Here is an 18015-nt window from a genome sequence, read left to right as displayed (position 1 = left end):
TTTTCATGTGCATATGTGGTTATTTGATTTAATTCATACGTCTATTGAGGTAAAACAGACGTAATTTCACAGTTTGTCTGGGATAACTTTGTGAGTAGAAAGTACCAAGCACAACTCTCACATCCCATGAACAGCAGCACTCTTAACCTCAACATTTCTCCTGTTACGTTTGCCATTGTTGGCGGTGGTTTTAGCGGTTCTTTGGTTGCCGCAAATCTTTTGCGAAATGCCACTATGCCACTTTCCATCAAATTGATTGAACGTAATTCTGAAGTCGGTAGAGGAGTTGCATACGGTACGCAAGTAAACTGTCACTTGCTTAACGTTCCGGCAGGTAAGATGAGTGCGTTTCCTGATGAACTGAATCACTTTCTCAACTGGTTGCATCAAAATGGACATCAAGAAGTAACAGCAGCTACTTTCGTGCCGCGTCAGGTTTATGGAGATTATGTGCAGGCAACCTTGAAGGAAGCAGAAGTCAATGCACCCGCTAATGTCTGCCTGGAAAGGATTGTAGATGAAGCGATCGCCATCGAAACGACAACCCATAGCACAACATTATAATTGAGTAGGTCAGCGTTTGTATGTAAAAAAAGCTGTAATAGCGCTAAATAATTTCGCGGTAACTCTGCCAGCACCTCTCGCCTCTCTGGCGAACGGGAATCGCTATGTTAAAGATGCTTGGGCGAGTGATGCGTTCGCAGACTTAAATCCAGATGATGCAATTCTGTTTGTGGGCACTGGATTAACAATGGCAGATGCAGTTGTTGCCTTACATCAACAAGGGTTCCAGGGACAAATCCATGCTGTCTCTCGTCATGGATTGATGCCCCAGCGTCACAAACCAAGCAAGCCTCATTAGGGATTTATTGATGTAGAGACTGCACCAAGAACAGCACGCGGACTACTGCATTTGGTACGCCAAGAACTGCGGCAAGCGCAAGACTGGCGTACAGTCATAGATGCAATCCGCCCAGTCACGCAACAACTCTGGCAGGCATTACCATTTAACGAACAAAAGCGCTTTCTCCGTCACATCAAAGCTTACTGGGAAGTTCACCGTCATCGGATTGCTGAAGGAATTGCCGACATTCTAGATGCTGCAATGGAGTCTGGTCAACTGACTTCATTATCCAGGTCGAGTTCAAAGCTGTCGGGATTTGGAAAATGGTGTAGAAGTGAGAATTTGCGAACGGGGAACCCACAAAGATATCGCTTTGCAGGTCAAACGGATTATTAACTGCACTGGTGCAAACTGCGACTACCGCAGATTGCAGCACCCATTAATCGCCAGCCTGCAAGAACAACGCCTGATCCGTCCTAATGCTTTGGCAATGGGAATCAACACTGCCCCAAACGGTGCGCTAATCGATGCCGATGGCAATGCATCACAAATGCTGTACACCTTGGGGACACCACGCAAAGGCAACCTTTGGGAAACCACCGCAGTTCCCGAAATTCGAGTTCAGGCGGCAAATCTGGCACAGGAGCTACTGAAATCTTTGAAGCCAAAGACTTATGCTCCTGTTGGAGGGGACTGGTTTATTGGAAATCCATTGTTCGTGTTAAGGAAACCTCCTATGTTATTTTGTCAACTGTTCGATAAAGAATCAAGTACCTATACTTATTTGATTGCTGACTCAGAAAGCAAAACAGCCATTTTAATCGATCCTGTGTTGGAGCAAGTAGAACGTGACCTCCAGATATTGCACGAATTGGGACTGACCCTGCACTACTGCTTAGAAACCCATATCCATGCCGACCACATCACCGCCACAGACAGATTGAGAATGCTTACGGGTTGTTTGGGTGTCGTCCCTGAAAAGACACAAGCTAGCTGTGCAGACTGTTACATTGCAGATGGCGATATCTTGCAACTAGGCAGCGTAGAGATAAAAGCGATCGCCACTCCTGGTCACACTAACAGTCATATGGCTTATCTGGTTAATGACACTCATCTATTAACCGGAGATGCGTTATTCATTCGGGGTTGTGGTCGTACCGACTTCCAGTATGGTGATGCTGGATTACTCTATGATGCAGTAACTCAGAAGTTATTCACATTACCAGATGACACATTGGTGTATCCCGGTCACGATTACCAGGGACGAACAGTATCTACTATTGGCGAAGAAAAGCTGTGGAATCCCCGGTTTGCCGGACTTAGCCGCAGCCAGTTCATTGAGTTAATGAACAACCTCAACCTGCCCATGCCTAAGAAGATGCTAGAAGCCGTACCCGCAAATCAGCATTGTGGCAAAGTTTTAATGGCATTGGACTATCAAATTTGAAATTGGTAAATGATGACTGATGAACGCCAGTTCGCACAATGGGGGCAGCCGTGTAAGCCGCTCAACGGACTGATCGCCGCACAGAAGTGGCTCTGAAGGGAAACCCTCCGACGCTCGTTCGCGTAGCGTCTCCCCTTGGGAGAGGACTCGCGCTTCGCTTGTAGCGTCTCACGCCACTTGCTCCCCTTGGGCGAGGACTTACGCTATGGCAACTTCTCTTTGCAGTGCTGGACTCACCCGCAAGCGACTGACTCAACTTTTCGCAAAATCCAAAATGGTATTAGTTTTGGCAGCAGTCTTGATCGAGTTCCTCTCTAAGTGGGAATACTAAGTTTAGCTAACCTAATTTTTTGAAAAATTTGTAAGGCTTGAACTTATGCCAGAAATTAATAATATTGGTGATTATTTAGCTCATCCATTAGTCAGATATCGGAATCATTTAGAATTCAATGGATATCATGTTCAAGAAGATAAAGATTTACTTTTATGTCGTCATCCTAGAAAACACAATTTGCTAGTTAAATATATTCATAGTAGAGGAGTATTAATTAGAGCGCTTTACTCTTCCAAGCCAAGTATAAATAAAATGTATCTTCTAGAATATGTAAATGAATTAAATTCAGAGTTTATGTTTATGAAAGCATATATTCATAATCCAGAAAATGATTTATTTTTAGAAACTTTTTGTGAAGGTGAATATGACCGAATAATTTTCTCTATTCTTCTAGATAATCTCGAATACGATATGGAATTATTTGGTAATCATCAGCTAACGCGAGAGTATTTACAGTAAATAAGTTGGCGATAAAAATTAAATCTACAGCAGAATTCAGGAGGAGGCAGTGCGGTGAGGCAGTCTGGTGAAGCACTTGCTGTCTTCTCCCAAAGGGAAGACGCTGGCGCGAAGGCGGTTTCCGTCGATAGCAAACTGCCGTTAGCGCACCATTAGCGATGTTAGGAGCGTCACCCGAAGCGTTTTGGGGCCTCACGCCACTCCCTTCAAGTCGGCAAAGCCGATTCAAGACTTTCTCTTATTTAGATGACAGGCTCAGTTTTTATTTGTAATATTCCTTCTGTGACGAGGCGCGTGATGAGCGGCGCAATATCACCCTCTAGATCCAAATTGGGTACCCAATCAGCAATGTCCAACAAGCTAAACTCATCTTGCTTGAATAAATTTTCTACAAAGATTTCTGAAACTCCCTTTAGGTCAACTTGTTTCGATCCAACCCGAACTTGGTAATGTTTTTCGCCTAGTTGCTTAACACGAATGCGGTGTAATGGCGACCAAGCAAACCGAGTCATAAATAAATCTGGAAAAATGTCAGTTCCCATCTGAGCAGGTAAAGTAACTTGCAGAGGCGGCTGATGGCGATAAGTGACAGCGTCCATATACTTATGCAGAATGTCAGGCTGATGTAGAGTTTCAATGAGATGCTGTCGTAGTGCAGTTAACTGCTGTTCTAAAGCATTGGTGTTGCCGTCTACTACAACGGGTAAGCTTTGCCGCCAGTTGGAACTATCTTTTAGTTCATGGCTGAGCCAGTTGAGCCAGTCAAGTCCTGTCTGACAATCAATCCCAACTGTGAGATGGAGAGATAGCCGATCGCAAGCGACAGCATAGTGCCAATGTCCTCGTGGAATGTAAAGCAAATCTCCAGCTTTAAGCACACACTCTAGATAAGGTGGCTCCTCTGGTTGATGCTGTTTTGACGAGGGCATATCTGGAGTAGGATAGAGTACCGTTTCTCGGTAAACGAACCATTTCTTTTCCCCGTCAATCTGTAGAATTAGCACATCATGAGTATCATAGTGACAATCAAATCCTCGCTGTTGTGCTGGTGAACAATACAAATTAACATGAGTTCGATAACCAATGTCGTATCGAAGATTTGCTGCGAGTTCAGCTACAGTTAGAACACGTTGATGAAGCCCGTTGATGATGAGTGTGGCTCCCTGACGTAGGCGATCGCTCCAATCTTGGGGATCGCGTGTTTGGGGCAATGATTTGCCTTCCATCGAGAAGCGTAAATCTGGTTCTGCAAGTTTGTGATAGTTCAGCAAATAATTCAGATCGCTCCATGAGAACAAGGCGTGAAACTTTCGAGCATCACCTGTCGAAATGTGAATTGCCTTTTGCGTCCAGTATTCTGCCAAAAACTGCTCGATTGGATATGGTGCAAGTAGCTGTTGCAAAATCTTCATGACACAGTGATGCCTAAATAGGATTTTAGATTTTGCGAAAAGTTGAGCCAGTCGTGTGGGCGGGTTTCCCACACCACTTGCCACAACGGGGAGCAGGCGCGTGGGCGGGTTTCCCGACTTGAGCGACCGATGTTAGCGAAGCGCTAGCGACGCAGGAGCGTCACCCGAAGGGCTTCCCGCAGGGTAGCAAGTGGCGTTGGTTTACCTCCGTAACAAACTTTTCAAGACGGATTTTGGAGTCATTGCGTTGCTTTAGTTGCCAACTATTGATGGCTAAGAAAAGGGGCAATAATTCAATCGATGCGCTGGAGTTTTGACAGCAGTGCTATCTTGAACAATCGATTTTAGCCCGCTGCGATCGCTCAAAACTTAGAGCCTCAGCCTAATCATCCCACTCATCAGAGTCACTGTCGCTATTACTATTACTGTTGCTATTGCTATTACTATTGCTGTTGCTATTGCTATTGCTATTGCTATTGCTGTTGCTATTACTGTTACTATCGCTATTGCTATTGCTATTGCTGTTACCCGCGATGATGAATTCAGAAGAGTCGCGTCCGACTAAATCAACCACCTCAAATTCAATAGACGATTGCCGCGCTGGTACGGGTCTGTTTGAAAGCACAGCAGCAGTAGCAGATTGACTCTGTATAGGCAACAACAAGCCAATATTGGCGCTCATGAGTAAGCCAAGGATGAATTTAGGATTCATTTGTTATCTCCTCATACAGTACAAGTTATATCAGTAGTGAGAAAAACCAGAAAAATTTATACTGGTTTCCCTAACTTCTATCATCCGATCTGTCAGTGAGAAGAACGTGAACAATTTGTGAGAAAGTCCTTATCTTTTTCCTGAATTTATCGAATTTAAGACTTATGCGGTGATACGAAAAACCAAGGGTTTGGACAAGGGATGTATAAGTATAGGGGTGTGAGGGTGTAAGTGAACAAAACCCTTACCCCCTTATACCCGATCTCAACAAACAACCTTTCTGCGTAAGTCCTGGAATTGTATATCAACTTCGGGTTAATGCTTTGGCGATCGCAGCATCACACTACGCGAGTTACACAAACGGAAGAACTTGCCTGGGGATTGGTTTAGGGGTATTTTCTCACCGCAACGAATTTTAAATTTGGTGGACAGTTGAGTCAGTCGCTGGTAAAGCACTTTAACGGGGGCTACCTCACCACACTGTTTCACTACGCGACAGGCTCAATTTTTCGCAAAACCTAAAATCCAAAATTGAATGACGCTTCACTTACCGTTATCACAGCAATCTTTCTGGGCAAACTAGTTTTAATTGCTTAAGGAACTCCAATAAAGAAATTATCAAGCTTGAGGTTGTTGACTGTTAACAGTCAATAATAGCCATTGCTCGTTTAAAGTCCAGTGTTGAAATTAGGAAATAAAGTGGAATACTAAGCTCAAAAGATTTCTAAGCAGTAGTTTTAATTAACATATCTCAATACATGATAAAAAAACTTAATTTTTTAGGTTATGACATCATTCCCATCAAAGTGAAAGTTGAGTATCTCATCCTGGTAGAGGTGGAGGTGTTTTATGTCGCCAGTTAGCCTCAGAAAAATTTTTAATAAAAAAGAGTTGCCGTCTCTGCTTAAGGACTTAGTTTATCATCTCAACATCGTGATTGATGTGGAACTGGTAGACGGCAGTAAACTGATTAGCATTGGGATTGGGGAGCAAACTGCGGATAACCGACATCCAATTGAGGTTTCAGGAGAAGTCATCGGTTGGGTTGTTGGAAAAGAACAAGCAACCCTACTAGCGACTTTACTCTCGTTTGTAGCAAAACAGGAAGCTGAGAAGAAGGTACTCGCCATAGAATTGCTAGAGCGATACCAAGAAATTGATTTATTTGAGGATATCTCGACTCAACTCACAAGGAGTTTGGATACGCGACAGATTGCCCAACTAGTGCTTCAGGAAATGAGTCAATTGATTGAATCGTCTGCGGGCACAATCCTGCTCCTCAATCCAGATGCAACGGCATTTGAAATCATTGCCGAATTTGGCATGTTTTTTGATGACAAGCCACCGGAACCAGGCAAGGGAATTATTGGCAACATTGTGGAATCTGGTCGGGCTGAACTTGTCAATGATGTCCAAGCCGATCCGCGATTAGAGGGTGAGAAAAACGTTAAAGCTTTGATTTGTGCGCCGTTAAGAGCAAAAGAGCGGATACTGGGAGCGATCGCCATTGGCAGCCAAAAAACTCACTCATATACAGCTGAACATCTCAAGCTGGTGAGTATCTTTGGCTCACAAACAGCGATCGCCATTGAAAAAGCTTTGCTTTACGAGCAAAGCACTCAAGCAACCGCCCAGGCAAAAGCCCAGACAGAGAAGCTTCAGCAAGCTCTCCAAGACTTGCAACTAGCACAAACCCAGTTAATCCAAAGCGAAAAAATGTCGAGTTTGGGGCAACTGATTGCCGGAGTTGCCCACGAAATCAACAACCCCGTTAATTTCATTTCTGGCAATTTGAATTATGTTGCCGAATACGCTCAAGACTTGTTGCACCTGCTGCGTGACTATCAGAGATTTATACCTGTTCCTCCGCCAGATTTGCAATCAGAGCTAGACAATATCGATTTGGAATTTCTCATGCAGGATCTCCCCAAACTCCTAGATTCGATGAAGCTTGGCACCAATCGCATTGTGGAAATTGTCCAATCTCTGAAAAACTTCTCCCGCCATGACCAAGCAGACATGAAAGCTGTCAACATCCACGATGGCATCGACGGGACACTGATGATTCTTGGCCATCGCTTGAAAGCAATCGCTCGCCGTCCGGCAATTGAAATCGTTAAAGACTATGCAAAACTTCCTTTAGTTGAGTGCTACCCCGGACAGCTGAATCAGGTGTTTATGAACATCCTAGTAAACGCCATTGATGCCTTAGAAGAGCGAATAGTAAATGAGGAATTGGAAATTCAGGAGTCAGGAGTCAGGAGTCAGGAGTCAGAATCAACTCAAGATTCTACTACTCCCTACTCCCCATTGCACCTAATCCCCAGAGAGGGTTCCGAGTTCCCCATTGCCCCTAATCCCCAGAGGGGGCCCCGAGTTCCCCAAATCACCATTCGCACCGAAGCCCTCGACGACCAGTGGGTTTTGATTCGCATTGCCGACAACGGCCCAGGGATGAAGGAGGGGGTAGTTCGACGTATTTACGATCCCTTCTTCACCACGAAAGACATTGGCAAGGGAACTGGGTTAGGTATGGCAATCAGCCACCAAATTATTGTGGATAGACACCGAGGAGTTCTCAAATGTCGTTCGCAACCGGGTGAAGGGACAGAATTCTGGATTCAAATTCCGGTTAATTGTTTAGTGCAGGCTTCTGAAGGGGAGAGTTACACGATTTCTATTCCGAAGAACGCGATCGCCCCGTCAACTTCCACTACTGACTTATCCTCCACTCCCGATGTAGACGGCTTCGTTCCATCAACAACTCCAATGCTCAAACCAACTGACCTGTTGATCCGCCATACACAACTGATCCGGCGACTTTCGCAGCAGAGTCCAGAAGTTGGTGCTGCATCACCCGATAAAATTTACCAGATATTTCAACGACACCCAATTTCGTTAAAGCTATACGCCACCTTGTTGTCCTGCTTCTATTGTTCTCACTCTACCCAAGAACACTATTAATCCTAAATTTGCAAAGTCACTATCGTTGGAATTCTACAGAATACCTTCGTACTACAACGAACTCTGTTCCTTGGAAGCTCACATTAATCCAAAATCTAAAAATCGTAAAAGGAAACCTCAATAATGTCTAGCCAATTTGAGGAATACAATCGTCAGCTATTTGAACAATGTCCTGTTGGGCTGGTACTGTGCCGGATGGATGGGACACTGATTGACATCAATCCCGCCTATGCTGCTATTTTGGGTCGTACCGTTTCGGAAACATTGAATCTCACTTACTGGCAGATTACCCCAGAAAAGTATGTTGCCACCGAGCAATCTACGCTAGAAGATTTGGAACAAACAGGTCGCTACGGACCTTATGAGAAAGAGTACATCCACAAAGATGGCCATCTAGTTCCCGTGAGGCTTTCTGGACAGTTGATCGAAAAGGATGGGGAGAAGTTGCTCTGGTCAAGCGTGGAGGACATTAGCGACCTTAAGCGTGTCCAAGAGGAACGCCTACACTCTGAAAAAATTTTAAAACGGAGCGAGGCACGATACCGCTCTCTGGTGAAAACTAATACACAAATTATCTGGGTCAGCACACCAGAAGGAATTTGCTTTGAATTAACAGACTGGATCGCCTATACAGGTCAAAGTCTAGCTGAAGCTGAGAATGGGGGCTGGATTGATGCCGTACATCCCGACGATCGCGGCTACACCGGAGAAGCCTGGGGTATTGCCGTAGCCAACCTCAGCATGTATCAAATTGAATACCGAATTCGGGGTCAGGATGGCAATTATCGCTACTTTTGGGTCTGGGGTGCCCCCGTCATCGAAGATGATGGTAGCGTTCGGGAGTGGATTGGCACTTGCACCGATATTCACGATCGCAAGCTGGCAGAAGCCGAAAATCAGCGGCTGAAAGAACGATATAGTTCTTTAGTCGCTGCCACCTCACAGATCGTCTGGGGAGCCACGCCGGAAGGACTGGGGATTAGCAGTGAAATGCTTACCTGGATAGCCTATACGGGGCAGACTGAAGAGGAGGTCGAGGGTTGGGGCTGGGTCGATCCAATTCACCCTGATGACCGTGCCCGCTCCGCAGATGACTGGAATCGGGCTGTGGCAAACCGCAGCCTTTATGAAACCGAGTACCGACTGCGTGGCAAGGATGGCATCTACCGCTATTTCTCGGTTTGTGGTGCCCCCGTTCTAGAAACAGACGGCAGCATTCGCGAGTGGATTGGCACCTGCACCGACATTCACGATCGCAAACTGGCAGAAGCCGAAAATCAACGTTTATTGGAGATGTTGAATCATTCCAGCGATGCGATCGTAGTGCGCGACATGGCTGAAAAAATCTCTTACTGGAATCAAGGAGCAGAAAGGCTCTATGGTTGGACTCGTGAGGAAGTGAAAGACCAATACATTCACACATTTTTGAATACTACTTTTCCAAAACCTTTAGAAGAAATCATGGCGGAGTTATTACACCAAGGGAATTGGGAAGGAGAACTGCAACACATCACCCGCGACGGCAAACTCATCACAGTTCAGAGCCGCTGGACGTTGCAACGGGATACCTTTGGTCAACCCTGCGCGGTGCTGAAAATCAATACCGATATCACTGCCCGCAAACAAGCAGAAATCGCTCTGCGACAACTGAATCAAGACTTGGAAGCCAGAGTTGCACAAAGGACAGCTGCCCTGCAAAATACCCTAGCAGAAGCCCAGGGTTTAAATGCCATTTTGGATAACTTAGCGGATGGTCTGTTAGTGGCAGACACCAAAGGACAAATCACTCACTTCAATCCTGCCTTTTTAGCTATGCATGGATTGACAGCTACTGCTCTCAACGGTCACTACCAGGAACTGCCGATATCTGGTTTGGCCCATTTGGTTGAACAAACCCAATCTCATCCCCAAGAGGTGTTCGCTGCTGAAGTTGCACTGGCAAAGGAACGCATCGGTCAGGCAGTGGCAACCGCCATCTTCAAAAAAGCGGCGGTCAACGAACCCGCTACCTGCTTCGGTTCGGCGCTGCTGATTCGGGATATCACGGCGGAAAAGGAAATCGACAAGATGAAGACCGACTTTATCTCCACCGTTTCTCACGAGCTGCGGACACCACTGACCTCTGTCCTCGGTTTTGCGTCCATTATTAAAGAAAAGCTGGAAACTGATGTGTTCCCCATGATTTCTACCGAAGACCGCAAGCTTCAGAAAACTATCCAGCGGGTAGATAACAATCTCAACATTATTGTGTCAGAAGCAGAACGGCTGACTTCTTTGATTAACGATGTTTTAGATATCGCCAAGATGGAAGCAGGTAAGGTGGAATGGCAGATGCAGCCCATTGACCCCAGCGAGTTACTAGATTGGGCAACTACTTCCACAGCAGGGTTGTTTGAAACCAATGGCTTGCTGCTAATTAGCGAGATTGAACCCGGAATGCCTCAAATTGTCGGCGATCGCAATCGTTTGTTGCAAGTCCTAATTAACTTGATTTCCAATGCTGTTAAATTCACTGAGTCTGGTTCTGTGATCTGTCGTGTTGGACTCAAGAACGATGGTGTTTGCATTAGCGTCATCGACACAGGCATTGGCATTGCATCTGAAGACCAGCCCAAAGTCTTTGAGAAATTCCGCCAAGTTGGCGACACCCTCACCGACAAACCCAAAGGCACAGGGTTAGGACTGCCCATCTGTAAACAAATCGTCGATCATCACGGCGGTAGAATCTGGGTGGAGAGTGAACCAGGTAAAGGTAGCACCTTCTCGTTCATCATTCCTATCTACGCCAGCGACAACAAAACCTGTGGCAATCTGAATCTGGATGCGCTGGTCAAACAACTAAAAGAACACGTCATCACTACAAACAGTGTGCCGAACCAAAACCGCAAAACCATTCTGGTAGTGGATGATGATGCCAACATTCGGGAACTGCTCCGTCAACAACTAGAAAACGAAGGCTACAACGTTCGGGAAGCAAAAGACGGCATGGATGCGATTCATCAAATCAAAACAGCCCGTCCCGATCTGATTCTTCTAGACGTGATGATGCCCCAAATCAACGGCTTCGATGTAGCAGCCGTCCTCAAAAATGACCCCCAAACCGCAGATATTCCGATTATCATCCTGTCAATTATTGAAAACAGAGAACGGGGCTACCACATTGGCATCGATCGCTATCTCACTAAGCCAATTCACACAGAGAAACTCCTCAACGAAATTGGTTCGCTGCTATCTCAGGGCACTTCCAGTAAGAAGGTAATGGTTGTCGATAAAAATGCTTCAACCTTAAAAACTATATCAGATGTACTGCAAACTCAGGGATACAACGTCATTGAAGCCTCCGACCCCCAAGAATGCATTAATAAAGCCCTCTCAACCAAACCTGACATGATCATCCTCGATTCTATGTTCTCTCAAGAAGCTGACCTGGTGAAAACCCTACGGTTTGAAAAGGGGTTGGAGAATGTATTCTTCATCATGCTGTCCGAGCGCTAATTGCTTGGGTACTGGGGACAAAGAAAGGGGAAAGGGGAAAGTAGAAGAACTTTGTTTAATTCCTTTACCCCTTACCCAAGGCGAAGCCTTTAACCTTTATCCCTTACCCTTTAACCTTTTCCCTTCCCCACTCCCTAATTTCTAATCCCCAACTTGGAAAACATATGACGCAGAAAATTCTGATTGTTGATGATGAACCTAATATCGTGATTTTGATGGAACAAGCTCTAGAAGCATTAGAAGATGAAGGGGTTGAACTACTCACTGCCAGAAATGGAGAAGAAGCCCTCGAAACCATTAAAACCGAAAAACCAAACCTAGTGTTTCTCGATGTGATGATGCCTAAAATGAGTGGGCTAGAAGTCTGCCATACCGTTAAACACGACCTGCAAATGATTGACATCTACATCATAATGTTAACAGCAAAGGGGCAGGAATTTGATAAACAAAAAGGAATTGATGTTGGTGCTGACCTGTATCTAACTAAACCATTTCGCCCCAAGGAAGTACTGGAAAAATCAAGACAAGTGTTGGGTTTTTAATAACTAATTCGTAATTTAGACACAGAGAAAAAGGCTTGATACAGAAGTTTTACAATACTTTATCTTGTTCCACAAATCATACTAGTTTGTTCAACCAAGTAAAGATAGTCACATCTATGCTCTATGCGATCGCTACTTGGGAGCTAAAACTTTTTCCAATATTCTAATAACTGTAAAACATCTCAAACAATCAGAGGTGGTAACTCAAGTAATGTAAGATTTTGGAGATAGTAAAAGGCAGTTAAAAGAGTCTGAATAGAATGGCACAGGATCGAAAGTCAACAGTTGTAATCACGGGTGCCTCTTCGGGGGTCGGTTTGTATGCGGCGAAAGCACTTGCCGAAAGAGGATGGCATGTGGTGATGGCCTGCCGGGATGTGGTAAAAGCACAAAAAGCTGCCCGAGATGTAGGAATGACCGAGGACAGCTACACCATTATGCTTATCGACCTCGGCTCCTTGGAAAGCGTTCGCCGATTTGTGAATAACTACCGAGCCAGCGGCAAGTCTCTAGACGCTTTACTGTGCAACGCTGCAATTTATATGCCCTTATTAAAAGAGCCGTTACGCAGCCCAGAAGGGTACGAGTTAACTGTTACCACCAATCACCTCGGTCATTTTCTGCTGTGCAACCTCATGCTTGAGGATCTGAAGCAGTCACCTGCCCCAGAACGACGGCTTGTGATTTTGGGAACCGTGACCCACAACCCCGACGAACTGGGTGGGAAAATTCCGCCGCGTCCAGACTTGGGTGATTTGCAGGGCTTTGCAGAGGGCTTTAAACCACCGATATCGATGATTGATGGCAAGAAGTTTGAACCTGTCAAAGCTTACAAAGATAGCAAGGTTTGTAACGTCCTGACTATGCGGGAATTGCATCATCGCTATCACGAGTCTACTGGTATCGTCTTCAGTTCTCTCTATCCGGGATGTGTTGCTGAAACACCGCTATTCCGCAACCACTATCCTTTGTTCCAGAAACTCTTCCCATTGTTCCAAAAGTACATTACTGGGGGATATGTGTCTCAGGAATTGTCAGGAGAGCGGGTCGCGGCAGTAATAGCCGATCCTGAGTACGGCCAATCTGGTGCTTATTGGAGTTGGGGAAATCGCCAGAAAAAAGATGGCAAATCTTTTGTGCAAAAGGTTTCACCCCAGGCCCGCGATGATGAAAAAGCGGAGCGCCTATGGGAACTAAGCGAAAAGTTAGTCGGACTGGCGTGAAAACTGGGTGTTAGAGTTGATGGCGATCGCATACTCTCTTGACTCCTATTGAAGACAGATATACAATCTTTATCGAATAGAAGGGGAGTAGCTGCTGGCAAAATTTAAAAGCCAGTACACCTGAATCAACATACTGGCGATGAGCCTGGTTTAGGTGACAAATAATAAATATTTGGAAGCGAGACCTTCACTGAGTTCACACCCAAGAGTGTGAAGCTTGGTGAAGTCTTGCACTCTCATCGAGCTTCACATCGGTCAGCGATTCTTCAGGAGCTTGAGAGAGTGTTAACAGCTTTTACCGCAGGTTTACTACTAATTACAGTTTCAGAGCTAGGGGATAAAACCTTTTTTATCGCTGTGATTCTAGCAATGCACCACTCGCGGCGGCTAGTATTCATCGGTGTGACAGCCGCTTTAGCCGCGATGACAATACTTTCTGTGCTATTAGGACAAACAGCGTCTTTATTGCCAAAAGTTTATATTCACTACGCTGAAATAGTTTTGTTCATTGCCTTTGGTATTAAGCTGTTGTATCAAGCTAGGAAGATGCCTGCTGCTTGTGATACAGAAGTTGTAGAAGAAGCAAAAGCAGCAGTAAAACAGGCAGATTTACAATTACCAAAGCACAAAAATTATTGGGCAATTTTAACAGAAGCCTTTGTATTAACATTTATGGCCGAGTGGGGCGATCGCACGCAAATTGCCACCATTGCTTTAGCAGCAGGAAATGATCCCATTGGAGTGACGACGGGTGCAATTTTAGGACATACAATTTGTGCCGCGATCGCTGTTATCGGTGGCAAAATGATTGCTGGTCGCATTAGCGAACGTCAACTCACCTTTGCTGGTGGATGCCTGTTTCTGATTTTTGGTGTAATCGCCGCTATAGAAGGAGCGTGAGGAGGCGGAGGGACAGAGGAGAAATTGTTACAAGTCTTTCCCCCTCATCTCCCTTACGGCTTGGTAGTACTGTCAGGTGCGGGTGATGCAGCTGGAATCGGAGTAGGAGAAGCTGCTGCTTTGTTAATTTCGTCTTTGTACTTAGCAGGAGCTAAAGCCACAGCATTATCAAACAAAGGCTTTGCTTCCGTAACTTTTCCCTGTTGTTTCAAGAGCATTGCTTTTGCTAAAACGGGGCGGAAATCTTTGGGAGCTTTCTTAATTGCTTGGTCAAATACAGAGTTAGCTTGAGCGTAGCGTTTCTGCGAGGCGTGAACATTGCCCAGCAACACCTGCACTGCCACCGTATCTATACTTCCAGGCTGAATTGTATTTGCTTGGTCTGCATTCTTGAGTGTGTCTTGCAGCAAGCCAATAGCTGCTTCTGGACGTTGCTGATTTACCAAAAGAGCCACCATTCCCTGCAAAGCATTCAAATCACCGGGTTTTGTATCTAAAATAGAGCGATAAGCTTGGGCGGCTCCTTCCTTATCGCCAATTTGCTGCTTTGCTTGAGCTAGTAGCACTCCGTATTCAGTCTTTTCTGGATTCAACTTCGCTAGCTTTTCTAGAGGTTCAATCACTCCTTGAATATCGCCCTGTTTTAAACTGAGGAGTTGTAGCCGCGCCTGTAATAAGCCTTTCAGGGCGGTTTGATTTTCTGGTTCCCTTTGCAAAACCAGTTCGTAACCTCGTACTTCGTCTTCCAATTTTGATTTTTGGTCAGAGGAAGCTAAGCTGCCTCTGGTGCTACCATTATTCTGGTTTGTGGATGGCGTATTATTAAATGCTCCAATTATGGGAACCACCGAAACACCCACAAAAGCAAGAATTGCCAGCGCCAAGATTATCTGAACTATCCAACGGTTGCGCGGTTGAGACACAGTTTTCTACTTCTCCAGAACTCTAATGACATTATCATTTACATAAATCGGAAAGTTAAAAATTTCCAAAACTTTGCGGAATACCGCCAATGCTCTGTGAATTTTATAACAAATAACTATTTACGCTGCTAAAGTAATTGATGACTTTAGGAGGAGCCGTCAAAATAGTAGCTATGATATGCTTCCGAAACTAGTGTTAAGGCGCTAAATTACAGCTTTATGGTATAAAGCTAAATTTAGCGTATTGCAGATTGTATAAGGCGTGATGTGACTTTAAAGAAAGCAAATATACTTTCTTTACTCCGCACAAACGCTCTTTTCATCTGCTTTCGTAAAATCCCACAATTGGGATGTGTCTCCGCCGCAAGGAGTTTTTATGAATTCCGACCTGATGCCTTCGCCTGAATCCTCCGATGCCTCCAACCAGCCTCAAACCGATATAGAGGCAACTGCTAATGTTCATACAGTAGCAGCCCAGTCCCCTAAACTTGAGAATTCGCCTGTTAACCCTAGCGAGACTGCCTCAAATGGGAACTTAGCGAATCGGCAGCAACCGATTCCACCTCCCAGCGAACCGATGCAGTACCGAGCGATTGGGTTAGTCCGGGGTCGCTACCTTGCCAGTAGCGAACAATTTACTCAAGGTACCTTGCTGACCGTAGATGGTGTAGAACTCAACGCTGTCCTCCTCGGTCGGATTATGAGCTTAGTCAAGAATCATTTAGACCTCGAAAAAGATCATCTGTGGGTAGTTTATCCGCGCACAAGGCAAGAAAATGACACCTTGCACATCCAAATTGTAGGTGTTTGGGAGCCAGAAAATCTGGCCAAACATGCAATCGAAGAGGACAAGGAATCTGGGTCACAAGAGTTGCAGACCCCCGATGATATAACCGAGAACCCTGAAGAAACTATCAGCGACTTAGCACCCTCATCCGACATTCCGGATGGTGGTTTTTCTGTTCGTGGTGAAGTAGTTTACCAATCTTTTGACGCTAAGAGCTTAGTCGTCAAAATTAAGCAGGCTGCACGCAAACCGACTGAAAAACCCAAATATTTTAAGTTAAAACTGCGGGGTGTGCTGACTACTAAAGCAGTGGGTAAGTTTTGGGACTTCCAAGTCAAGCGAGAAGCTGACGTATTGGTAGTAGAAAACGCTGAGGCGATCGCCGAATTGCCCAAAAAACGCAGGCCACCATTTATTAAAGGTGGTCCTCGTGGTGGCGGTGGTGGAGGAAGAAAACCATTTCCCCCCAGACGTAGTACTGGAGAGACACCACGTCCAATTAAGAAAACAAGCGGCGATCCTTCTGTAGTATCAAAACCTATACCAAAAGCACCCGCTCCTAAGCCGATCAAACGACCAAAACCAACTCAGGAGTAAAAGAGCAGGGGAAGCAGGGGGAATAAGGGAGATGAGGAGAAAGACTTGTAACAATTTCTCCTTTGCCCCCCGCCCCTCTGCCCCTCCGCCTCTTCTCAAAAATCCGCCCACCGATCTTGGGGTAGAAACGATCGCTCTACCGGAAGTGGGGAAACTGGTTGTGTGAGGGTAAAAGTGCCCGCTTCAATCCACTGTTTTAACTCTATGGCGATTTGCCGAGAAAAAAACATACTTGCAAGGGGGGCAGCCCGCACTGTTTTGCCTTCAATGGTGACACGCCCAGATTTTAATTGGGCGTAACTCACCAACCCAAACGTGGGACGGACGCGCCGAGGAATGGAAAAGTCCACTATCGGTGCTACTAAATCTTTGTCTTGGACTGCACAGTGTTCAACTACTTCTTCATTTAACACGGGGAAAGGAACGCCTACGCCTAACATCAACGAAGGCCCGTAACTTTTAAAGTAACAACCCCGCACCCAACGAGCATCCATTTGCTTGGCATCACCAATCAAAGCTAAAGTTGCAGCCGGTCCAATTGGTGTGCGATTGGCTAACCGCTTTTGTAAGGGGAAGTGCTGAGTGCCTTCCCAAGCTACATAGCCAATACCACCGCCTAAGAAAATTCGTGTACCAATGCCAACAAGTTGCAAATCGGGGTCGTTGAGTAGTGGGGAAATAGCACCGGGGTTAGAGTAAACTGCATTTCCTAAACGCGGTTGTAAAGAGCCGAGATAGGTAAAAAGTGGGCGATCGCCTCCATTCACTCCCACAATAAAATTTTGATAAAGATTGCGCGGATTGAATAAATAAAACTGATTTATCGTGTCACGAGTAACTGTAGTTTCAAAAGTTGCCCGTGGGTAACAATCTGTTACTTGTCCTTGCGCTCTTACGTGTACGTGTTTGCCTGCTATCAAATCTTCTATAACATGTCCGCCGCCACGTTCTCGGACTTCTTCACCATCTATTACCTCTACGGCACAACTAGCGCCTAAGTACAAATCTACTGCTCCAAAACCAGTATATGCTGGCACACCATCAATCCAGCAGCGGCGAATTTTAATCGGGGGGTCAGTGTGTCCGAGATTAATAATTGCACCACTTGATTCCATCGGCTCAAAAGTGCCAGTGGTAATCACATCAACTTCCTTGGCAACTTTGGTAGCACCGACTTCGGCAACTCGTGCTTTTAATTCTTCAACTGTTAATACTACCGCACATTGGCGGCTGATTTTTTCGTTAATTTCCGCAATTGTTCGCATTTTAAATGTAGCGAATTATACTTTTATTCGATTTTTTAGTTTTTTTGTCTAGCAATTATCTAATTTATTTTTTTTCAAGTTATTAGACTAATAAGTACTTAAACAAAATTA

At 45.3% G+C, this 18015-nt stretch carries 16 protein-coding genes; 11 read left to right on the top strand and 5 right to left on the bottom strand.

Annotated features, from left to right (window positions below):
• The first annotated feature begins 90 nt into the window (after window positions 1-90).
• The 5 genes from RMY31_RS11915 (at window position 91) to RMY31_RS11895 (ending at window position 3084) form a co-directional block, all read left to right on the top strand.
• Entirely contained in the window at window positions 91-564 is a 474-nt protein-coding gene (locus tag RMY31_RS11915) for an FAD/NAD(P)-binding protein (protein WP_322657946.1), read from the top strand.
• Window positions 565-580: 16 nt separating this feature from the next.
• Window positions 581-862: a hypothetical protein gene (locus RMY31_RS11910; protein WP_322657944.1), complete on the top strand. Its 282-nt coding sequence runs from the start codon at window positions 581-583 to the stop codon at window positions 860-862.
• A gap of 51 nt (window positions 863-913) precedes the next feature.
• Window positions 914-1240, top strand: coding sequence for a hypothetical protein (locus RMY31_RS11905; protein ID WP_322657943.1), 327 nt, complete (start codon window positions 914-916; stop codon window positions 1238-1240).
• Window positions 1179-2291 (top strand): MBL fold metallo-hydrolase, encoded by a 1113-nt coding sequence (locus RMY31_RS11900; RefSeq protein WP_322657941.1) that lies wholly within the window; start codon window positions 1179-1181, stop codon window positions 2289-2291. Before RMY31_RS11905 ends, RMY31_RS11900 begins: the two co-directional genes overlap by 62 nt.
• A gap of 376 nt (window positions 2292-2667) precedes the next feature.
• Window positions 2668-3084: a DNA mismatch repair protein gene (locus RMY31_RS11895; RefSeq protein ID WP_409877846.1), complete on the top strand. Its 417-nt coding sequence runs from the start codon at window positions 2668-2670 to the stop codon at window positions 3082-3084.
• A 242-nt stretch (window positions 3085-3326) separates the two neighbouring features.
• On the opposite strand, the gene RMY31_RS11890 is transcribed toward RMY31_RS11895, so the two are convergent.
• The 3 genes from RMY31_RS11890 to RMY31_RS11880 form a co-directional block, all read right to left on the bottom strand.
• Window positions 3327-4496, bottom strand: coding sequence for a cupin domain-containing protein (locus RMY31_RS11890; RefSeq protein WP_322657939.1), 1170 nt, complete (start codon window positions 4494-4496; stop codon window positions 3327-3329).
• A gap of 382 nt (window positions 4497-4878) precedes the next feature.
• Window positions 4879-5208: a hypothetical protein gene (locus RMY31_RS11885; RefSeq protein WP_322657938.1), complete on the bottom strand. Its 330-nt coding sequence runs from the start codon at window positions 5206-5208 to the stop codon at window positions 4879-4881.
• 315 nt (window positions 5209-5523) lie between these two features.
• Window positions 5524-5697: a hypothetical protein gene (locus RMY31_RS11880; protein ID WP_409877845.1), complete on the bottom strand. Its 174-nt coding sequence runs from the start codon at window positions 5695-5697 to the stop codon at window positions 5524-5526.
• A 360-nt stretch (window positions 5698-6057) separates the two neighbouring features.
• Between RMY31_RS11880 and RMY31_RS11875 the strand changes: the two genes are divergently transcribed.
• The 5 genes from RMY31_RS11875 to RMY31_RS11855 all read left to right on the top strand — a co-directional run bounded on the left by RMY31_RS11875 (window position 6058) and on the right by RMY31_RS11855 (window position 14332).
• Window positions 6058-8172: a sensor histidine kinase gene (locus tag RMY31_RS11875; protein ID WP_322657937.1), complete on the top strand. Its 2115-nt coding sequence runs from the start codon at window positions 6058-6060 to the stop codon at window positions 8170-8172.
• 123 nt (window positions 8173-8295) lie between these two features.
• Window positions 8296-11667 carry a PAS domain S-box protein gene (locus tag RMY31_RS11870; protein WP_322657936.1) on the top strand — a complete coding sequence of 1124 codons (3372 nt, stop codon included), beginning with the start codon at window positions 8296-8298 and terminating at the stop codon, window positions 11665-11667.
• A 164-nt stretch (window positions 11668-11831) separates the two neighbouring features.
• Window positions 11832-12209, top strand: a complete 378-nt coding sequence (locus RMY31_RS11865) for a response regulator (RefSeq protein ID WP_322657935.1) — start codon at window positions 11832-11834, stop codon at window positions 12207-12209.
• Window positions 12210-12469: 260 nt separating this feature from the next.
• Window positions 12470-13432, top strand: a complete 963-nt coding sequence (locus RMY31_RS11860) for a protochlorophyllide reductase (protein ID WP_322657934.1) — start codon at window positions 12470-12472, stop codon at window positions 13430-13432.
• Window positions 13433-13714: 282 nt separating this feature from the next.
• Window positions 13715-14332, top strand: a complete 618-nt coding sequence (locus RMY31_RS11855; protein WP_322657933.1) for a TMEM165/GDT1 family protein — start codon at window positions 13715-13717, stop codon at window positions 14330-14332.
• Window positions 14333-14385: 53 nt separating this feature from the next.
• On the opposite strand, the gene RMY31_RS11850 is transcribed toward RMY31_RS11855, so the two are convergent.
• Complete coding sequence (locus RMY31_RS11850; protein ID WP_322657932.1) at window positions 14386-15255, bottom strand: tetratricopeptide repeat protein; 870 nt, start codon at window positions 15253-15255, stop codon at window positions 14386-14388.
• Window positions 15256-15631: 376 nt separating this feature from the next.
• Here RMY31_RS11850 and RMY31_RS11845 point away from each other — a divergent pair, with 376 nt between their 5' ends.
• The gene (locus tag RMY31_RS11845; RefSeq protein WP_322657931.1) at window positions 15632-16639 is read left to right on the top strand and encodes a hypothetical protein; all 1008 of its coding nucleotides are present in this window, start codon (window positions 15632-15634) and stop codon (window positions 16637-16639) included.
• Between the two features lie 95 nt (window positions 16640-16734).
• On the opposite strand, the gene RMY31_RS11840 is transcribed toward RMY31_RS11845, so the two are convergent.
• Complete coding sequence (locus tag RMY31_RS11840; protein ID WP_322657930.1) at window positions 16735-17904, bottom strand: homocysteine biosynthesis protein; 1170 nt, start codon at window positions 17902-17904, stop codon at window positions 16735-16737.
• Between the last annotated feature and the right edge of the window lie 111 nt (window positions 17905-18015).

Source organism: Dendronalium sp. ChiSLP03b (assembly GCF_034531165.2).
GTDB classification, from domain to species: domain Bacteria; phylum Cyanobacteriota; class Cyanobacteriia; order Cyanobacteriales; family Nostocaceae; genus Dendronalium; species Dendronalium minutum.
Note: the sequence above shows the minus strand (reverse complement) of the source record. Positions and strands in the feature narration are given on the sequence as shown.

What these genes read in the sequence shown, in the direction of transcription:
- RMY31_RS11860 (WP_322657934.1), top strand. Translation starts at nt 12,470, where the DNA reads ATGGCACAGGATCGAAAGTCAACAGTTGTAATCACGGGTGCCTCTTCG.
- RMY31_RS11885 (WP_322657938.1), bottom strand. Translation starts at nt 5,208, where the DNA reads ATGAATCCTAAATTCATCCTTGGCTTACTCATGAGCGCCAATATTGGC.
- RMY31_RS11895 (WP_409877846.1), top strand. Translation starts at nt 2,668, where the DNA reads ATGCCAGAAATTAATAATATTGGTGATTATTTAGCTCATCCATTAGTC.
- RMY31_RS11845 (WP_322657931.1), top strand. Translation starts at nt 15,632, where the DNA reads ATGAATTCCGACCTGATGCCTTCGCCTGAATCCTCCGATGCCTCCAAC.
- RMY31_RS11840 (WP_322657930.1), bottom strand. Translation starts at nt 17,904, where the DNA reads ATGCGAACAATTGCGGAAATTAACGAAAAAATCAGCCGCCAATGTGCG.
- RMY31_RS11875 (WP_322657937.1), top strand. Translation starts at nt 6,058, where the DNA reads ATGTCGCCAGTTAGCCTCAGAAAAATTTTTAATAAAAAAGAGTTGCCG.
- RMY31_RS11865 (WP_322657935.1), top strand. Translation starts at nt 11,832, where the DNA reads ATGACGCAGAAAATTCTGATTGTTGATGATGAACCTAATATCGTGATT.
- RMY31_RS11890 (WP_322657939.1), bottom strand. Translation starts at nt 4,496, where the DNA reads ATGAAGATTTTGCAACAGCTACTTGCACCATATCCAATCGAGCAGTTT.
- RMY31_RS11870 (WP_322657936.1), top strand. Translation starts at nt 8,296, where the DNA reads ATGTCTAGCCAATTTGAGGAATACAATCGTCAGCTATTTGAACAATGT.